Raw genomic sequence first — 13,176 nt, 5'->3', positions numbered from 1 at the left:
GCCGGGGGCACCCCTTTCCTGGAGGGGTGCCCCCGGCGCCGTATCCGCACATGCTTGCGGGGCCCGGGTGTCGTAACGTCCCGATATGACCAACGCCGCGCCGTCGCGAAAGTCGCCGGACCAGCCTTGGCGCACCGAGGGCACGCCCGAGGACTCGCCGAGGTCGCCGTCCGGCTGGCGGAAGATGCCCGGCGGCTGGTGGGGCCTCGCCGTCACCGCGCTCGTCGTGTTCCTGATCGCCAACCTCGTGCTGTCGTTCCTCGACGAGGAGGAACCCACGATCTCCTACACGGCGTTCAGCGAGCAGGTCGACGCCGGCAACGTCAGCAAGATCTACTCCAAGGGTGACGCGATCCAGGGCGAGCTGAGGAAGGCACAGGACGACCCCGGGGGCGACGGCACCTACACCCGGTTCAAGACGCAGCGGCCGGCCTTCGCGGACGATCAGCTCTGGGAGGACCTGACCAGGCACAACGTGACGGTCACCGCGGAGCCGGTCGTCCAGCAGCGCGGCATCGTGGCCAATCTGCTGCTCTCGCTGGCGCCGATCCTGCTGCTCGTCCTGCTGTGGGTGTTCATCGCGCGGCGGGCGAGAGCGGGGTTCGGCGGGGCGGGCGGCATGTTCGGGCGCAAGCCGCCGCCCAGGCCGGTCGAGCTGGAGCCGGGGGAGAGGCGCACGACGTTCGCGGACGTGGCGGGCATCGACGAGGTGGAGGGCGAGCTCAACGACGTCGTCGACTTCCTGAAGCACCCGGACGCCTATCGGCGGATGGGCGCCAAGCTGCCCCGCGGCGTGCTGCTCGCGGGCCCGCCCGGCACCGGCAAGACGCTGCTGGCGCGGGCGGTGGCGGGGGAGGCGGGGGTGCCGTTCTTCTCGGCCTCCGCGTCCGAGTTCATCGAGATGATCGTCGGCGTGGGCGCGTCCCGGGTGCGGGAGCTGTTCGCGGAGGCGCGCAAGGTGGCGCCGTCGATCATCTTCATCGACGAGATCGACACCATCGGCCGGGCGCGTGGCGGGGGAGCGGCCGTGGGCGGGCACGACGAGCGTGAGCAGACCCTGAACCAGATCCTGACCGAGATGGACGGCTTCTCCGGGTCGGAGGGCGTGATCGTGATCGCCGCGACCAACCGGGCCGACGTCCTGGACCCCGCCCTGACCCGCCCCGGCCGCTTCGACCGGATCGTCAACGTCGCGCCGCCGGACCGGGGCGGCCGCGAGGCCATCCTGCGGATCCACACCCGGGAGATCCCGCTCGCCCCGGACGTCGACCTTGCCCGGGTCGCCCGTACGACCCCGGGCATGACCGGCGCCGAACTGTCCAACCTGGCCAACGAGGCCGCGCTGCTCGCCGTCAAGCGGGGCCAGGACCAGGTGACGCACTCCGACCTCTCGGAAGCGCTGGAGAAGGTCCAGCTGGGCGCCGAACGCGCGCTGGTGATGCCCGAGGACGAACGCCGGCGCACCGCCTACCACGAGAGCGGGCACGCCCTGCTGGGCATGCTCCAGCCGGGCGCCGACCCGGTCCGCAAGATCACCATCGTGCCGCGCGGGAGGGCGCTGGGGGTGACGCTGTCGACGCCGGAATCGGACAAGTACGCGTACACCGAGGACTATCTGCGGGGCCGGATCATCGGCGCGCTCGGCGGGATGGCGGCGGAGCACGTCGTCTACGGGGTCATCACGACCGGCTCGGAGAGCGACCTGGAGCAGGTCACCAACATCGCGCGCGGGATGGTCGCCCGCTGGGGCATGAGCCGGCAGGTGGGCCGGTTGTCGGCGCTGCCCAGCGACGCCCAGCAGGCGTACGGGCTGTCGGCGGCGCCGCAGACGCTGGACGTGATCGACGGCGAGATGCGGCGGGTCGTCGACGAGTGCTACGAGGAGGCCTGCCACAAGCTGCGTGACCACCGCGACCAGCTGGACGCGCTGGCGGCGGCACTGCTGGAGCGGGAGACGCTGGAGGAGGCGGACGCCTACCGGATCGCCGGGATCTCCCGCCTGGCCAAGACGAACGGGGAGGGGTAGCCCGAGGGCCCCGCCCCGGAACTCCCGCCCCTCCTCGCCCCCGCGCTCAGGGCGTCCGGGCGATCAGGTAGCGGAACACGTTCGGCATCCACACCGTGCCGTCCGGCCGGCGGTGCTGGTGCAGCGCCTCGGCCAGTTCCTTGTCGACCTGCTCCTGATCGGTCGCCGCGATCGCCGCGTCGAACAGCCCCGTCGACAGCAGACCGCGCGCCGCGCTGCCCACGTCGGCGTACCCGAACGGGCAGGCGACCCGGCCCGAACCGTCCGGCTTGAGCCCGGCCCCCTGTGCCACCTCCTCCAGGTCGTCGCGGAGCGCCGGCCGCCAGCTGCCGCCGCCGCGCAGCGGATCCGCCAGCTTGGTCGCCACCCGCAGCACCGAGGAGGTGGCGCAACGCTCCGGCGGCCCCCAGCCGGCCAGCACCACCGGCGCGCCCCGGCCGGCGAGCGGGGTCGCCGCGGCGAGCAGCTCACCGAGGCCCTCCGCGTCCCCCGCCAGACACCCGATGGGCTCGAATGCGGTGACGACGTCGTACGCCGGTGTCTGCGCGCCGGCCGCCTCCTCGGGCCCGGCGTCCTCGGGCGAGCCCTCGACGAGCCGCGCACCCGCGGCACGCGCACGCGTGCGGGGTGCCTCCGCGGCCCCCGGCAGCAGGCGCTCACGCGCGAGGGCCAGTCTCTCGGGCGAGGTGGACTCGACACCGGTGACGGCTGCGCCCCGGGAGGCCGCCATCAGCAGGGCGAGCCCCGAACCGCAGCCGAGCCCCAGCAGCCGCGTGCCGGGTCCCACGTCCAGTCGCTCGTAGACGGCCTCGTAGAGCGGTACGAGCATCCGCTCCTGGATCTCCGACCAGTCACGCGCGCGTGCACACAGGTCCACGCGGGGTGCGGGTCCCGCGTGGGGCAGGTGTTGCCGCACGAGCGTAGGTGTCATCGAATGCGCCCCAATCCGCAGCGAGTTGCCGCTGTACCCGTCTTCGTCGCCCCCCGTCGCGTACGCCCATCCTTCCCCCGTATGCCAGGTAACTCCGAGCCCGCGACCGCGTCCAGTGGTCTCGGCGACCCGCTTGTGAGGTGCCCCCCCGAGTGGCGAGAATTCACATTCCGGCAATGCCGCTGTCCCTCCTCACGACGGAATTGCTCCGTCCGGGGGCCCAAGGAGTGGCGCGATCGCGCCGTAGGCGATGACGCTCGGTCGCGGTGCGGGGCGGTGGCCTGGTTCCGGCCAAGGTCGATAGGGCCGGTCGCCGCCCCGGTCGCCGCCCGGTCGCGGTGCCTTCGCGGAAGGACGGGGCGGTGGCGGACCCCGGTGCCGGACCCGATAGGGTCACGGTCGTACCGCGCGCATGCCGGGCGAGGGCGCGAGGCGGCTGAAACACCTCTTGCGCACCCGCGGACCCGTCCACCCCGCCGCGCGGACGCGCTCTACGCGCCGGGTCGTACGTCAGGCTACGTACCACCTTGTTGTGAGCTGTGCGGCTTCTCCGCAGATCAGCGCACCCGCCCTCCTCAGGACGCATCAGCGGCAACTGACTGGTACGTGCAAATTATTTGGGATGCCCCGGAATAGGAACACAGCGGGGCTCAGGCTCGTTGTCATTACGTGAGCACGACACCACCTGTTCTCGCCGCAGAGCTGGCACAGGCGTGGGCCGACATTCAGCGGTACCACCCCGAGCTGCCGGACCTTGCCGCGCCCGAGTCCCTGATCGGGGAGTCGTCGTCCGCCTGCGGACACGAACTCTCCTTCGAGCGGCTGCTTCACGAGGCAGTCCACGGCATCGCTGCCGCGCGCGGAATCCGCGACACCTCCCGCGCCGGCCGGTACCACAACCGCAGATTCCTCGCGATCGCCGAGGAGCTGGGCCTGGACCACCCGGAGGAGCCGCATCCAAGCAGCGGCTTCTCGCTGGTCACGCTCAACCCCGAGGCGAAGCGGCGGTACCGCCCGACGATCGAGCGCCTGCAGCGCGCCCTGAAGGCCCATACCGCCGCCACCACCACCGACACCAGCCGCAGCTTCCGCGGCCCGGCCGCCCGCCACGGTTCCTCCGGCGGCGGCGTCCGGGTCAAGGCGGTGTGCGACTGCGGCCGCAACGTACGGGTCGTCCCGTCCGTTCTGGCCCAGGCGCCGATCATGTGCGGCGGCTGCGGCAAGCCGTTCCGGATCCCCGAGGTGGTGGGCGCGGGAGCGAGGTGAGCGCACGGCTGTTCGTGGCAGCCGTGCGGCACCCGTAGTGCCGCGGGTCAGGCAGCCGGCGTCCGTCGCGGGGACGCCGGGTGCCGCTGCGGTGCGCCTGGGCGCACCAGTGGTCCGAAGCGGCTCGTGGGCTGTGGCACAATGGACAGCTGTACTCGACAGCCGCACAGGACCCCTCTCTCCTCCGGCTGACGCGTCCATCGGGCACTCGGGTACCGCAACCCCACGCGGCCTTCTCGCCGTGCCCAACCACGTCAAATCCAGGAGAACCCACTCCCGTGGCAGTCAAGATCAAGCTGAAGCGTCTGGGCAAGATCCGTTCGCCTCACTACCGCATCGTCGTCGCCGACTCCCGCACCCGCCGTGACGGCCGTGCGATCGAGGAGATCGGCAAGTACCACCCGACGTACAACCCGTCGGTGATCGAGGTCGACGCCGAGCGTGTGGCGTACTGGCTCGGTGTCGGCGCCCAGCCGACCGAGCCCGTGCTCGCCATTCTGAAGAAGACCGGCGACTGGCAGAAGTTCAAGGGCGAGCCCGCCCCGGCGCCGCTGCTCGTCGCGGAGCCGAAGGCCGCGCGTCCGTCCTTCGAGGCTCTCGGCGGTGACGACGAGGGCAAGGGTGAGGCCATCACCCAGAAGAAGAAGGCCGACAAGAAGGACGAGGCCCCGGCCGAGTCCGCGGCTGAGTCCACCGAGGCCTGAGCATGCTCGAGGAGGCTCTCGAGCACCTCGTGAAGGGCATCGTCGACAACCCCGACGATGTGCAGGTCGCCTCGCGCGACCTGCGTCGCGGGCGTGTGCTGGAGGTCCGGGTACACCCCGACGACCTCGGTAAGGTGATCGGCCGCAACGGCCGCACCGCGCGCGCCCTGCGCACCGTCGTGGGCGCCATCGGCGGCCGCGGTGTCCGTGTCGACCTCGTCGACGTGGACCACGTCCGCTGACACAAGGCAGCGCAGCACCGGCTCGGGCCGGGGAGGGCCAGTGGGCCGTCCCCGGCCCGTAGTCGTACGACAGGAGAACAAGCACAGTGCAGCTGGTAGTCGCACGGATCGGCCGTGCCCACGGCATCAAGGGCGAGGTCACCGTCGAGGTACGTACCGACGAGCCGGAACTCAGGCTCGCGCCCGGCGCCGTACTCGCCACCGACCCGGCCTCCACCGGGCCGCTGACGATCGAGACGGGCCGTGTGCACAGTGGCCGTCTGCTGCTGCGCTTCGAGGGTGTGAGCGACCGCACCGGCGCCGAGGCCCTGCGCAACACCCTCCTGATCGCCGAGATCGACCCGGAGGAACTGCCCGAGGGCGAGGACGAGTACTACGACCACCAGCTGATGGACCTCGACGTCGTCACCACGGACGGGGTGGAGGTCGGCCGGATCACCGAGGTCTCGCACCTGCCCTCGCAGGACCTGTTCATCGTGGAGCGCCCGGACGGCAGCGAGGTCATGATCCCGTTCGTCTCGGAGATCGTCACAGAGATCGACCTGGAGGAGCAGCGGGCCGTCATCGACCCGCCGCCGGGCCTGATCGACGACCGCGCGGACATCGCCTCGTCCAGGGACGAGTCCTGATGCGGCTCGACGTCGTCACGATCTTCCCCGAGTACCTCGACCCGCTGAACGTCTCCCTGGTCGGCAAGGCACGCGCGCGCGGCCAGTTGCAGGTGCACGTGCACGACCTGCGCTCCTGGACGTACGACCGGCACAACACGGTCGATGACACGCCCTACGGCGGCGGTCCCGGCATGGTCATGAAGACCGACCCCTGGGGCGACGCCCTCGACTCCGTCCTCGCCGACGGCTACGAGACGGGCTCGCACGGTCCGGCCCTGATCGTTCCCACGCCCAGCGGTCGCCCCTTCACCCAGGAACTCGCCGTCGAGCTCTCCGAGCGCCCCTGGCTGATCTTCACCCCGGCCCGCTACGAGGGCATCGACCGACGGGTCGTCGACGAGTACGCCACCAGGATGCCGGTGTACGAGGTGTCCATCGGCGACTACGTCCTCGCCGGCGGTGAGGCGGCCGTTCTGGTCGTCACCGAGGCCGTGGCGCGGCTGCTGCCCGGCGTCCTCGGCAATGCCGAGTCGCACCGGGACGACTCCTTCGCGCCCGGCGCCATGGCGAGCCTCCTGGAGGGGCCCGTCTACACCAAGCCGCCCGAGTGGCGGGACCGCGGGATCCCGGAGGTGCTGCTCAGCGGGCACCACGGCAAGATCGCCCGCTGGCGGCGCGACGAGGCGCTGCGGCGTACGACGGCCAACCGGCCTGACCTGATCGAGCGTTGTGACCCCAAGGCCTTCGACAAGAAGGACCGCGAGATGCTCTCCATCCTGGGCTGGGCACCGGACCCCGAGGGCGAGCCGTTCGGCCGATTTTGGCGCAGGACCGAGGGCGTGGAAGAATAGGCCGCTGTTGTGCGCTTGTCCGGCGTGCGCCCCTGCCACAGGGGGAGACGACGCCCGCCCCGACCCGCACGGCTCTCTCACCAGAAACCTAGTTTCCGTTGATGACCTGTGGCATCAGCGAGGAAAGCAGAAGAAATGGCTCACCTGCTCGACACCGTCGACGCCTCGTCGCTGCGCAGCGACGTCCCGGCCTTCCGCCCGGGTGACACCGTCAACGTGCACGTCCGCGTCATCGAGGGCAACCGCTCCCGTGTGCAGCAGTTCAAGGGCGTGGTGATCCGCCGCCAGGGTTCCGGCGTGCGCGAGACCTTCACGGTCCGCAAGGTCTCCTTCTCCGTCGGCGTCGAGCGCACCTTCCCGGTGCACACCCCGATCGTGGAGAAGATCGAGCTCGTCACCAGGGGCGACGTCCGCCGCGCCAAGCTGTACTACCTGCGCGACCTGCGCGGCAAGGCGGCGAAGATCAAGGAGAAGCGCGAGAACTGAGCGCCTCCCGGGGTTCCGTCCGGGGCCGGATAGCATCTGGCCCCGATGGACACCGAAGCACAGCCGACGGAGCGCGACCGCTCCTCCCGCCCTTCCCCACCCGAGGAGACCTCGGACACAGGGGGGCCGGAGGGCCGGTCGCGTTCCGCGTTGGTGGCGCGGGTGGCCGAGTGGGTCCCGGGCGGGCGGATCACCCTGTCCGTGCTGGTCTGCCTCGTGTTCGCGCTGCTGCTCAACACCTTCGTGGTGCAACCGTTCCGGATCCCCAGTGGATCGATGGAGCGGGAATTGAGGATCGGCGACCGCGTACTCGTAAATAAGTTGGCGTACCGTTTCGGTGCTCAGCCGCGACGTGGCGAGGTGGTCGTCTTCGACGGCACCGGGTACTTCGGGAACGCCGACTACGTCAAACGCGTCGTCGGTGTGGGTGGAGATCACGTGGTCTGTTGCGACAAGGAGGGGAGGCTCCAGGTGAACGGCCGGTCCGTCGACGAGTCGACGTTCCTGTACCCCGGCGACGGCGCGTCCACGGTGGCCTTCGACGTCGTCGTGCCCGACGGCACCCTCTTCGTCCTCGGCGACCACCGCAGCGCCTCCAGCGACTCACGCGACCACCTCGGCTCCCCCGGCGGCGGCATGATCCCCGTAGACGGCGTGATCGGCCGGGCGGACTGGATCGTCTGGCCCGTCGGCCATGCCACCCGCCTGGAGCGAACCGGCGCCTACGCGCGCGTGCCCGCGGCGGACGGTGGACATGGGTAACCGTGGCAGGCCCCGCGGTGCGCCCGTCAGTGCCGCCGAGAACCTGCTGCCCACCGGCACCCGGCGGGCAGCCGCCGCGGCCGGAAGCGGGCGCACCCGCGCCGAGCGGCGCAAGCTCCAGCGGAAGGTCAAGCGGCGCCGGCGCCGGTCCGCCATAAAGGAGATACCGCTCCTGGTCGGCGTGGCCGTGCTGATAGCGCTCGTGCTGAAGACCTTCCTGGTCCAGGCGTTCGTGATCCCGTCCGGCTCCATGGAGCAGACGATCCAGATCGGCGACCGGGTCCTGGTCGACAAGCTCACCCCGTGGTTCGGCACCAAGCCGGAGCGCGGGGACGTCGTGGTGTTCAAGGACCCCGGCGGCTGGCTCCAGGACGAGCAGCCCACGCAGAAGAAGGACGACCCCGTCGTCGTCAAGCAGGTCAAGGAGGGGCTCACCTTCATCGGCCTGCTGCCGTCCGAGGACGAGAAGGACCTGATCAAGCGGGTCGTCGGCGTCGGCGGTGACCGCGTGCAGTGCTGTGACACGCAGGGGCGGGTCACGGTCAACGGCGTTCCCCTGATCGAGGACTATCTGAACCCGGGCGACGAGCCGTCCGCGACCCCGTTCGACATCACGGTCCCGCAGGGCCGGCTGTGGGTGATGGGCGACCACCGCTCCAACTCCGCGGACTCCCGCTCGCACCAGGACACCGACTACGGCGGCACCGTCTCGGAGGACGAGGTCGTCGGCCGGGCAGTCGTGATCGCCTGGCCACTGGGCCACTGGACCACGCTGAACGAACCGAATACCTACGCCTCCGTGTCCGACTCGGCAGCCGGGTCGACCGCGGCCCCCCAGCCGTCGCATAGGGTTGCCCCCGACGATCCGAACGGAACGATCCACCTCCCGACCCCTGCGGAACTCCCGCTCGTTATGGGAGTGGTGGGCCTGCGTCTTGTGTGGCGCAGACGGCGGCACAGAGTGAGGAGTTGGCGTGGGGGATGTGGCGGTTGGCGCACGGTCCGGACACGACGGCGAGGAGCACCGCGGACGCCCCGTGGAAGCGGGCCCCCAGGCCGCGGCCCGCGCTGTGAACTCCGGGAATGATGGCCGAAGGGCCGAGGACGGCACGGTGACGGACGAACAGAGCCAGACCGGGGAGCACGGGCCGGAAGGGCCCGACCCCAAGCAGCCGAAGAAGCAGCGCTCCTTCTGGAAGGAGTTGCCGATCCTGATCGGCGTCGCGCTGGTGCTGGCGCTGCTGATCAAGACGTTCCTGGTGCAGGCGTTCTCCATCCCCTCAGACTCGATGCAGAACACCCTGCAGGAGGGCGACCGCGTCCTCGTCGACAAGCTCACCCCGTGGTTCGGCTCCGAGCCCGACCGCGGCGAGGTCGTCGTCTTCCACGACCCCGACAACTGGCTCGCGGGTGAGCCCACGGCGGACCCGAACGCCCTGCAGACGTTCCTCAGCTGGATCGGCCTGATGCCGTCCGCCGAGGAGAAGGACCTCATCAAGCGCGTGATCGGCGTCGGAGGCGACACCGTCGAGTGCAACGGCACGGGCCCGTTGAAGGTCAACGGCAAGGCGCTGGACGAGCCGTACGTCTACCCCGGCAACACGCCGTGCAGCCAGGACGACCAGGGCGGCCAGTTCAAGGTGAAGGTCCCCGAGGGCTTCATCTGGGTCATGGGCGACCACCGGCAGAACTCCCGGGACTCGCGCTACAACCAGGGCGACGCCAACAAGGGCATGGTCCCGGTCGACAAGGTCGTCGGACGCGCCATCGTGAAGGCCTGGCCGATCAACCGCTGGGGCACCCTCCCCGTGCCGGACACCTTCGACCAGCCCGGCCTGAACGATCAGCCGTCCGCCGCCACGGCCCTCACCGGTGTCCCGAACGCGCTGGCCCTCGCCGGGGTCGTGCCGGTGGCGCTGTGGCGCCGCCGTCGGACGGCCGTCTGATCCCGCTTCCGGCCTCCGGGGGCGTGAAGTCCTCGTGGAGCTGCCGGGCCGGGCGGAATGCAGGGCTGACCGGGTCTGGTACCGCCGGGTAGGGTGCGGATCCATGGGTGGCGAGAGCGCGACACGTACGGCACCGCACAGCGGTGGAACGAGCAGGGGCCCGGCGGGTGGCCGGACCGGACAGCGGTTGTCCGGGCTGGCGGTCGCGCTGGGCCTTGTGCTGTTCCTGGGCGGCTTCGGCTGGGCGGCGGTGACCTATCTGCCCTACACCGTGCCCACCGGCTCCATGACGCCGACCATCGACGCGGGTGACCGGGTGCTGGCGCAGCGCGTCGACGGCGGTGAGGTGCGCCGCGGTGACGTCGTCGTGTTCAAGGACGCGACCTGGGGTGACGCGCCGCTGATCAAGCGGGTGGTGGCCGTCGGCGGGGACCGGGTGTCCTGTTGCCGGAACGGCAGGCTCACCGTGAACGGCAAGGCGATCGAAGAACCGTACCTAACCGAGGGACAGCCGGCCGAGGACATGAACTTCACGGTGAACGTGCCCGAGGGACGCCTGTTCCTGCTCGGTGACGAGCGGCAGGGCTCCCTGGACTCCACCGCTCACCTCACGGACGCCGCGAGCGGCACCGTGGCGCGCGACGACATCTCCGCCCGGGTGGACGCCGTCGTCTTCCCCCTGGACGGCATGCTGGCACGCCCCACCGGTTTCGAGGCCCTCGGCAGCCTCTCCTCGCCGGGCCCGCTGCGGACGATGGGCATCATGATCGTCGCAGGCGCGGTGCTGGTGCTCGGAGGCGGTGCGTACGGACCGGTCGCGAAGGTGCTGGGGCCGCGGAAGCGGACGGAGCCCGCCGGTGCCCGCTGAGGCGACGGAGGGGTACGAGATCGACGGCGGCCGCGCCCGCAAGGTGGCCAGGGTCGTGCTGCTCGATCCCGACGACCGGATCCTGCTGCTGCACGGCCACGAGCCGGACGATCCGGCGGACGACTGGTGGTTCACGCCGGGCGGCGGACTGGAGGGCACGGAGACCCGTGAGGAGGCCGCACTGCGGGAACTCGCGGAGGAGACCGGAATCACGGAGGTCCAGCTCGGTCCGGTGCTGTGGCGACGGCTGTGCTCCTTCCCGTTCGCCGGGCGGCGCTGGGACCAGGACGAGTGGTACTACCTGGCCCGCACCACCCAGACGGCGACGGAGGCGGTCGCGCTCACCGAGTTGGAGCGACGCAGTGTCGTGGGGGCCCGGTGGTGGACCTGTGAGGATCTGACCCGGGCTCATGAGACGGTGTATCCGACCAGACTCGCCGAGCTGCTGCGCAGGCTGCTCGACGAAGGTCCCCCCGCCAAGCCGGAGATCCTGGACACGGAAATCGTCTAGGGGCTCCCGGGACTGGCGCACAATGGTGGGATCGCACGGCTGAAGGGGAACATGCCATGAGCGCCGAGGACCTCGAAAAGTACGAGACCGAGATGGAGCTCAAGCTCTACCGGGAGTACCGCGATGTCGTCGGTCTGTTCAAATATGTGATCGAGACCGAGCGGCGTTTCTACCTGACCAACGACTACGAGATGCAGGTGCACTCGGTCCAGGGTGAGGTGTTCTTCGAAGTGTCCATGGCGGACGCCTGGGTCTGGGACATGTACCGACCGGCTCGGTTCGTGAAGCAGGTGCGCGTCCTCACGTTCAAGGACGTGAACATCGAGGAGCTGAACAAGAGCGACCTCGAACTGCCGGGCGGATGATGAATTCCCGGGCCGGTCCGCCTGCGTCGCTCGTGTGGGTGGCGAAGTTGTCCACAACCGCCGAGTAGCCCACCAAGATCCACTTCGTGGTGGTGGATGCGTGACCGTTGGCGCCCAAGGAGGTGCCGACATGAACGCACGAGAGGCACTCGGCAGGTACGGCGAGGAACTGGCCGCCCGGCGGCTGGTGGCGGCCGGTATGACGGTCCTGGGGCGCAACTGGCGCTGTGGCAGGACCGGCGAGATCGACATCGTGGCGCGGGACGGGGACGTCCTGGTCGTCTGCGAGGTGAAGACCCGCAGGGCCGGCCGCTTCCAGCATCCGATGGCCGCCGTCCCGCCGGACAAGGCCGAGCGCCTGCGCGCTCTCGCCGAGCAGTGGATCCACACCCATGGCGGCGCCCCACCCGGAGGCGTCCGCATCGACCTGATCGGCGCCGTCCTGCCCAATCGTGGCGCGCCCGTCGTCGAGCACGCGCGGGGGGTGTCCTGAGATGGGCTTCGCGCGTACGTGCTCCGTCGCCCTGGTCGGCGTCGAGGGCGTGGTGGTGGAGGTCCAGGCCGACCTGGAACCGGGCGTCGCCGCGTTCACGCTGGTGGGGCTGCCCGACAAGAGCCTGACCGAGAGCCGCGACCGGGTGCGGGCGGCCGTCGTGAACTCCGGCGCCCAGTGGCCGCAGAAGAAGCTCACGGTCGGGCTCAGCCCGGCGTCCGTGCCGAAGGCCGGCAGCGGTTTCGACCTGGCCGTCGCCTGTGCGGTGCTGGCGGCCGACGAGCGGATCGACCCTCGGGTGCTCGCCGACATCGTGATGATCGGGGAGCTCGGCCTGGACGGACGGGTGCGGCCGGTGCGCGGCATCCTGCCGGCCGTGCTGGCCGCGGCGGACGCGGGCTACGAGCAGGTGGTCGTACCCGAGTGCGCGGCCGCCGAGGCGGCTCTCGTCCCCGGGGTGTCCGTGCTGGGAGTCCGCAGCCTGCGTCAGCTGATCGCCGTCCTGGCGGACGAGCCCGTGCCGGAGGAGGAGCCCGACGCACACGGCCGCCCCGATCCGCTGCTGGCCGGGCTGCGCGTGCCCGGCGCGGGCTCGGCCACGGGCATGCACAGCGTCGGAGCCGCCCAGCACGACCACGGGCACGACCTGGCCGACGTCGTGGGTCAGATCTCGGCGCGTACGGCGGTGGAGGTCGCCGCGGCCGGCGGGCACCACCTGTTCCTGGAGGGCCCGCCCGGCGCCGGCAAGACGATGCTCGCCGAGCGGCTGCCCGGGATTCTGCCCCGGCTCACCCGGGATGAGTCCCTCGAGGTCACGGCGGTGCACTCGGTCGCCGGACTGCTGCCGCCCGGCAAGCCGCTGATCGACATCGCCCCCTACTGCGCCCCGCACCACTCGGCCACCATGCAGGCGCTCGTCGGCGGCGGCGCCGGCGTCGCCCGGCCCGGCGCCGTGTCGCTGTCGCACCGGGGCGTGCTGTTCCTGGACAGCACGTGTAAAACAAGTGCGCGCCCAGTGAGTCGCGGTCGTGGGCGCCGACGAGTTCGAGGAAGGCCTGCTGAAGCGTGGGGGCGTCGCCGCGGACCTCGGCGAGCGGGCCGTGGGCGCGGATCC

General features: G+C 71.0%; 16 protein-coding genes. 15 read left to right on the top strand and 1 reads right to left on the bottom strand.

Annotation, left to right across the window (positions count from 1 at the left end; all coding sequences use genetic code 11):
• Positions 1-85: 85 nt before the first annotated feature.
• Positions 86-2,026 (top strand): ATP-dependent zinc metalloprotease FtsH, encoded by a 1,941-nt coding sequence (gene ftsH / locus AB0O67_RS32590; protein WP_365458067.1) that lies wholly within the window; start codon positions 86-88, stop codon positions 2,024-2,026.
• 46 nt (positions 2,027-2,072) lie between these two features.
• On the opposite strand, the gene AB0O67_RS32585 is transcribed toward ftsH, so the two are convergent.
• Positions 2,073-2,957: an SAM-dependent methyltransferase gene (locus tag AB0O67_RS32585; protein WP_365458064.1), complete on the bottom strand. Its 885-nt coding sequence runs from the start codon at positions 2,955-2,957 to the stop codon at positions 2,073-2,075.
• A gap of 669 nt (positions 2,958-3,626) precedes the next feature.
• Between AB0O67_RS32585 and AB0O67_RS32580 the strand changes: the two genes are divergently transcribed.
• From AB0O67_RS32580 to AB0O67_RS32515, 14 genes are all read left to right on the top strand, one after another.
• The gene (locus AB0O67_RS32580; protein WP_365458061.1) at positions 3,627-4,223 is read left to right on the top strand and encodes a hypothetical protein; all 597 of its coding nucleotides are present in this window, start codon (positions 3,627-3,629) and stop codon (positions 4,221-4,223) included.
• A gap of 278 nt (positions 4,224-4,501) precedes the next feature.
• A complete protein-coding gene (rpsP, locus tag AB0O67_RS32575; RefSeq protein ID WP_365458058.1) occupies positions 4,502-4,927 on the top strand; it encodes a 30S ribosomal protein S16 in 426 nt (141 codons plus the stop codon).
• Between the two features lie 2 nt (positions 4,928-4,929).
• Positions 4,930-5,169 carry an RNA-binding protein gene (locus AB0O67_RS32570; RefSeq protein WP_005479813.1) on the top strand — a complete coding sequence of 80 codons (240 nt, stop codon included), beginning with the start codon at positions 4,930-4,932 and terminating at the stop codon, positions 5,167-5,169.
• An 86-nt stretch (positions 5,170-5,255) separates the two neighbouring features.
• A complete protein-coding gene (rimM, locus tag AB0O67_RS32565) occupies positions 5,256-5,798 on the top strand; it encodes a ribosome maturation factor RimM (protein ID WP_365458055.1) in 543 nt (180 codons plus the stop codon).
• Positions 5,798-6,631, top strand: coding sequence for a tRNA (guanosine(37)-N1)-methyltransferase TrmD (trmD, locus tag AB0O67_RS32560; RefSeq protein ID WP_365458052.1), 834 nt, complete (start codon positions 5,798-5,800; stop codon positions 6,629-6,631). The genes rimM and trmD overlap by 1 nt, the downstream gene beginning before the upstream one ends.
• Before the next feature lie 135 nt (positions 6,632-6,766).
• Positions 6,767-7,117 (top strand): 50S ribosomal protein L19, encoded by a 351-nt coding sequence (rplS, locus tag AB0O67_RS32555; RefSeq protein ID WP_365458049.1) that lies wholly within the window; start codon positions 6,767-6,769, stop codon positions 7,115-7,117.
• 45 nt (positions 7,118-7,162) lie between these two features.
• Complete coding sequence (gene lepB, locus AB0O67_RS32550) at positions 7,163-7,879, top strand: signal peptidase I (protein WP_365458046.1); 717 nt, start codon at positions 7,163-7,165, stop codon at positions 7,877-7,879.
• A complete protein-coding gene (gene lepB, locus AB0O67_RS32545; RefSeq protein ID WP_365458043.1) occupies positions 7,872-8,966 on the top strand; it encodes a signal peptidase I in 1,095 nt (364 codons plus the stop codon). Before lepB (AB0O67_RS32550) ends, lepB (AB0O67_RS32545) begins: the two co-directional genes overlap by 8 nt.
• Positions 8,854-9,825, top strand: coding sequence for a signal peptidase I (gene lepB, locus AB0O67_RS32540; RefSeq protein ID WP_365458040.1), 972 nt, complete (start codon positions 8,854-8,856; stop codon positions 9,823-9,825). The genes lepB (AB0O67_RS32545) and lepB (AB0O67_RS32540) overlap by 113 nt, the downstream gene beginning before the upstream one ends.
• Positions 9,826-9,928: 103 nt before the next feature.
• Complete coding sequence (gene lepB / locus AB0O67_RS32535) at positions 9,929-10,693, top strand: signal peptidase I (protein WP_365458037.1); 765 nt, start codon at positions 9,929-9,931, stop codon at positions 10,691-10,693.
• Entirely contained in the window at positions 10,683-11,204 is a 522-nt protein-coding gene (locus AB0O67_RS32530; protein ID WP_365458034.1) for an NUDIX hydrolase, read from the top strand. Before lepB (AB0O67_RS32535) ends, AB0O67_RS32530 begins: the two co-directional genes overlap by 11 nt.
• A gap of 56 nt (positions 11,205-11,260) precedes the next feature.
• Positions 11,261-11,569: a DUF2469 domain-containing protein gene (locus tag AB0O67_RS32525; RefSeq protein ID WP_003965949.1), complete on the top strand. Its 309-nt coding sequence runs from the start codon at positions 11,261-11,263 to the stop codon at positions 11,567-11,569.
• Positions 11,570-11,699: 130 nt separating this feature from the next.
• A complete protein-coding gene (locus AB0O67_RS32520; protein ID WP_365458031.1) occupies positions 11,700-12,062 on the top strand; it encodes a YraN family protein in 363 nt (120 codons plus the stop codon).
• A gap of 1 nt (position 12,063) precedes the next feature.
• Positions 12,064-13,176 (top strand): ATP-binding protein (locus AB0O67_RS32515; protein WP_365458028.1); only part of this gene is annotated, 1,113 nt, incomplete at its 3' end.

This window comes from Streptomyces sp. NPDC086077 (assembly GCF_040686175.1).
Lineage (GTDB): Bacteria > Actinomycetota > Actinomycetes > Streptomycetales > Streptomycetaceae > Streptomyces.
Note: the sequence above shows the minus strand (reverse complement) of the source record. Positions and strands in the feature narration are given on the sequence as shown.

Coding starts and splice junctions, on each gene's coding strand:
- AB0O67_RS32570 (WP_005479813.1), top strand. CDS start 4,930: ATGCTCGAGGAGGCTCTCGAGCACCTCGTGAAGGGCATCGTCGACAAC.
- lepB (WP_365458037.1), top strand. CDS start 9,929: ATGGGTGGCGAGAGCGCGACACGTACGGCACCGCACAGCGGTGGAACG.
- AB0O67_RS32525 (WP_003965949.1), top strand. CDS start 11,261: ATGAGCGCCGAGGACCTCGAAAAGTACGAGACCGAGATGGAGCTCAAG.
- lepB (WP_365458046.1), top strand. CDS start 7,163: ATGGACACCGAAGCACAGCCGACGGAGCGCGACCGCTCCTCCCGCCCT.
- ftsH (WP_365458067.1), top strand. CDS start 86: ATGACCAACGCCGCGCCGTCGCGAAAGTCGCCGGACCAGCCTTGGCGC.
- lepB (WP_365458043.1), top strand. CDS start 7,872: ATGGGTAACCGTGGCAGGCCCCGCGGTGCGCCCGTCAGTGCCGCCGAG.
- AB0O67_RS32520 (WP_365458031.1), top strand. CDS start 11,700: ATGAACGCACGAGAGGCACTCGGCAGGTACGGCGAGGAACTGGCCGCC.
- AB0O67_RS32585 (WP_365458064.1), bottom strand. CDS start 2,957: ATGACACCTACGCTCGTGCGGCAACACCTGCCCCACGCGGGACCCGCA.
- rplS (WP_365458049.1), top strand. CDS start 6,767: ATGGCTCACCTGCTCGACACCGTCGACGCCTCGTCGCTGCGCAGCGAC.
- trmD (WP_365458052.1), top strand. CDS start 5,798: ATGCGGCTCGACGTCGTCACGATCTTCCCCGAGTACCTCGACCCGCTG.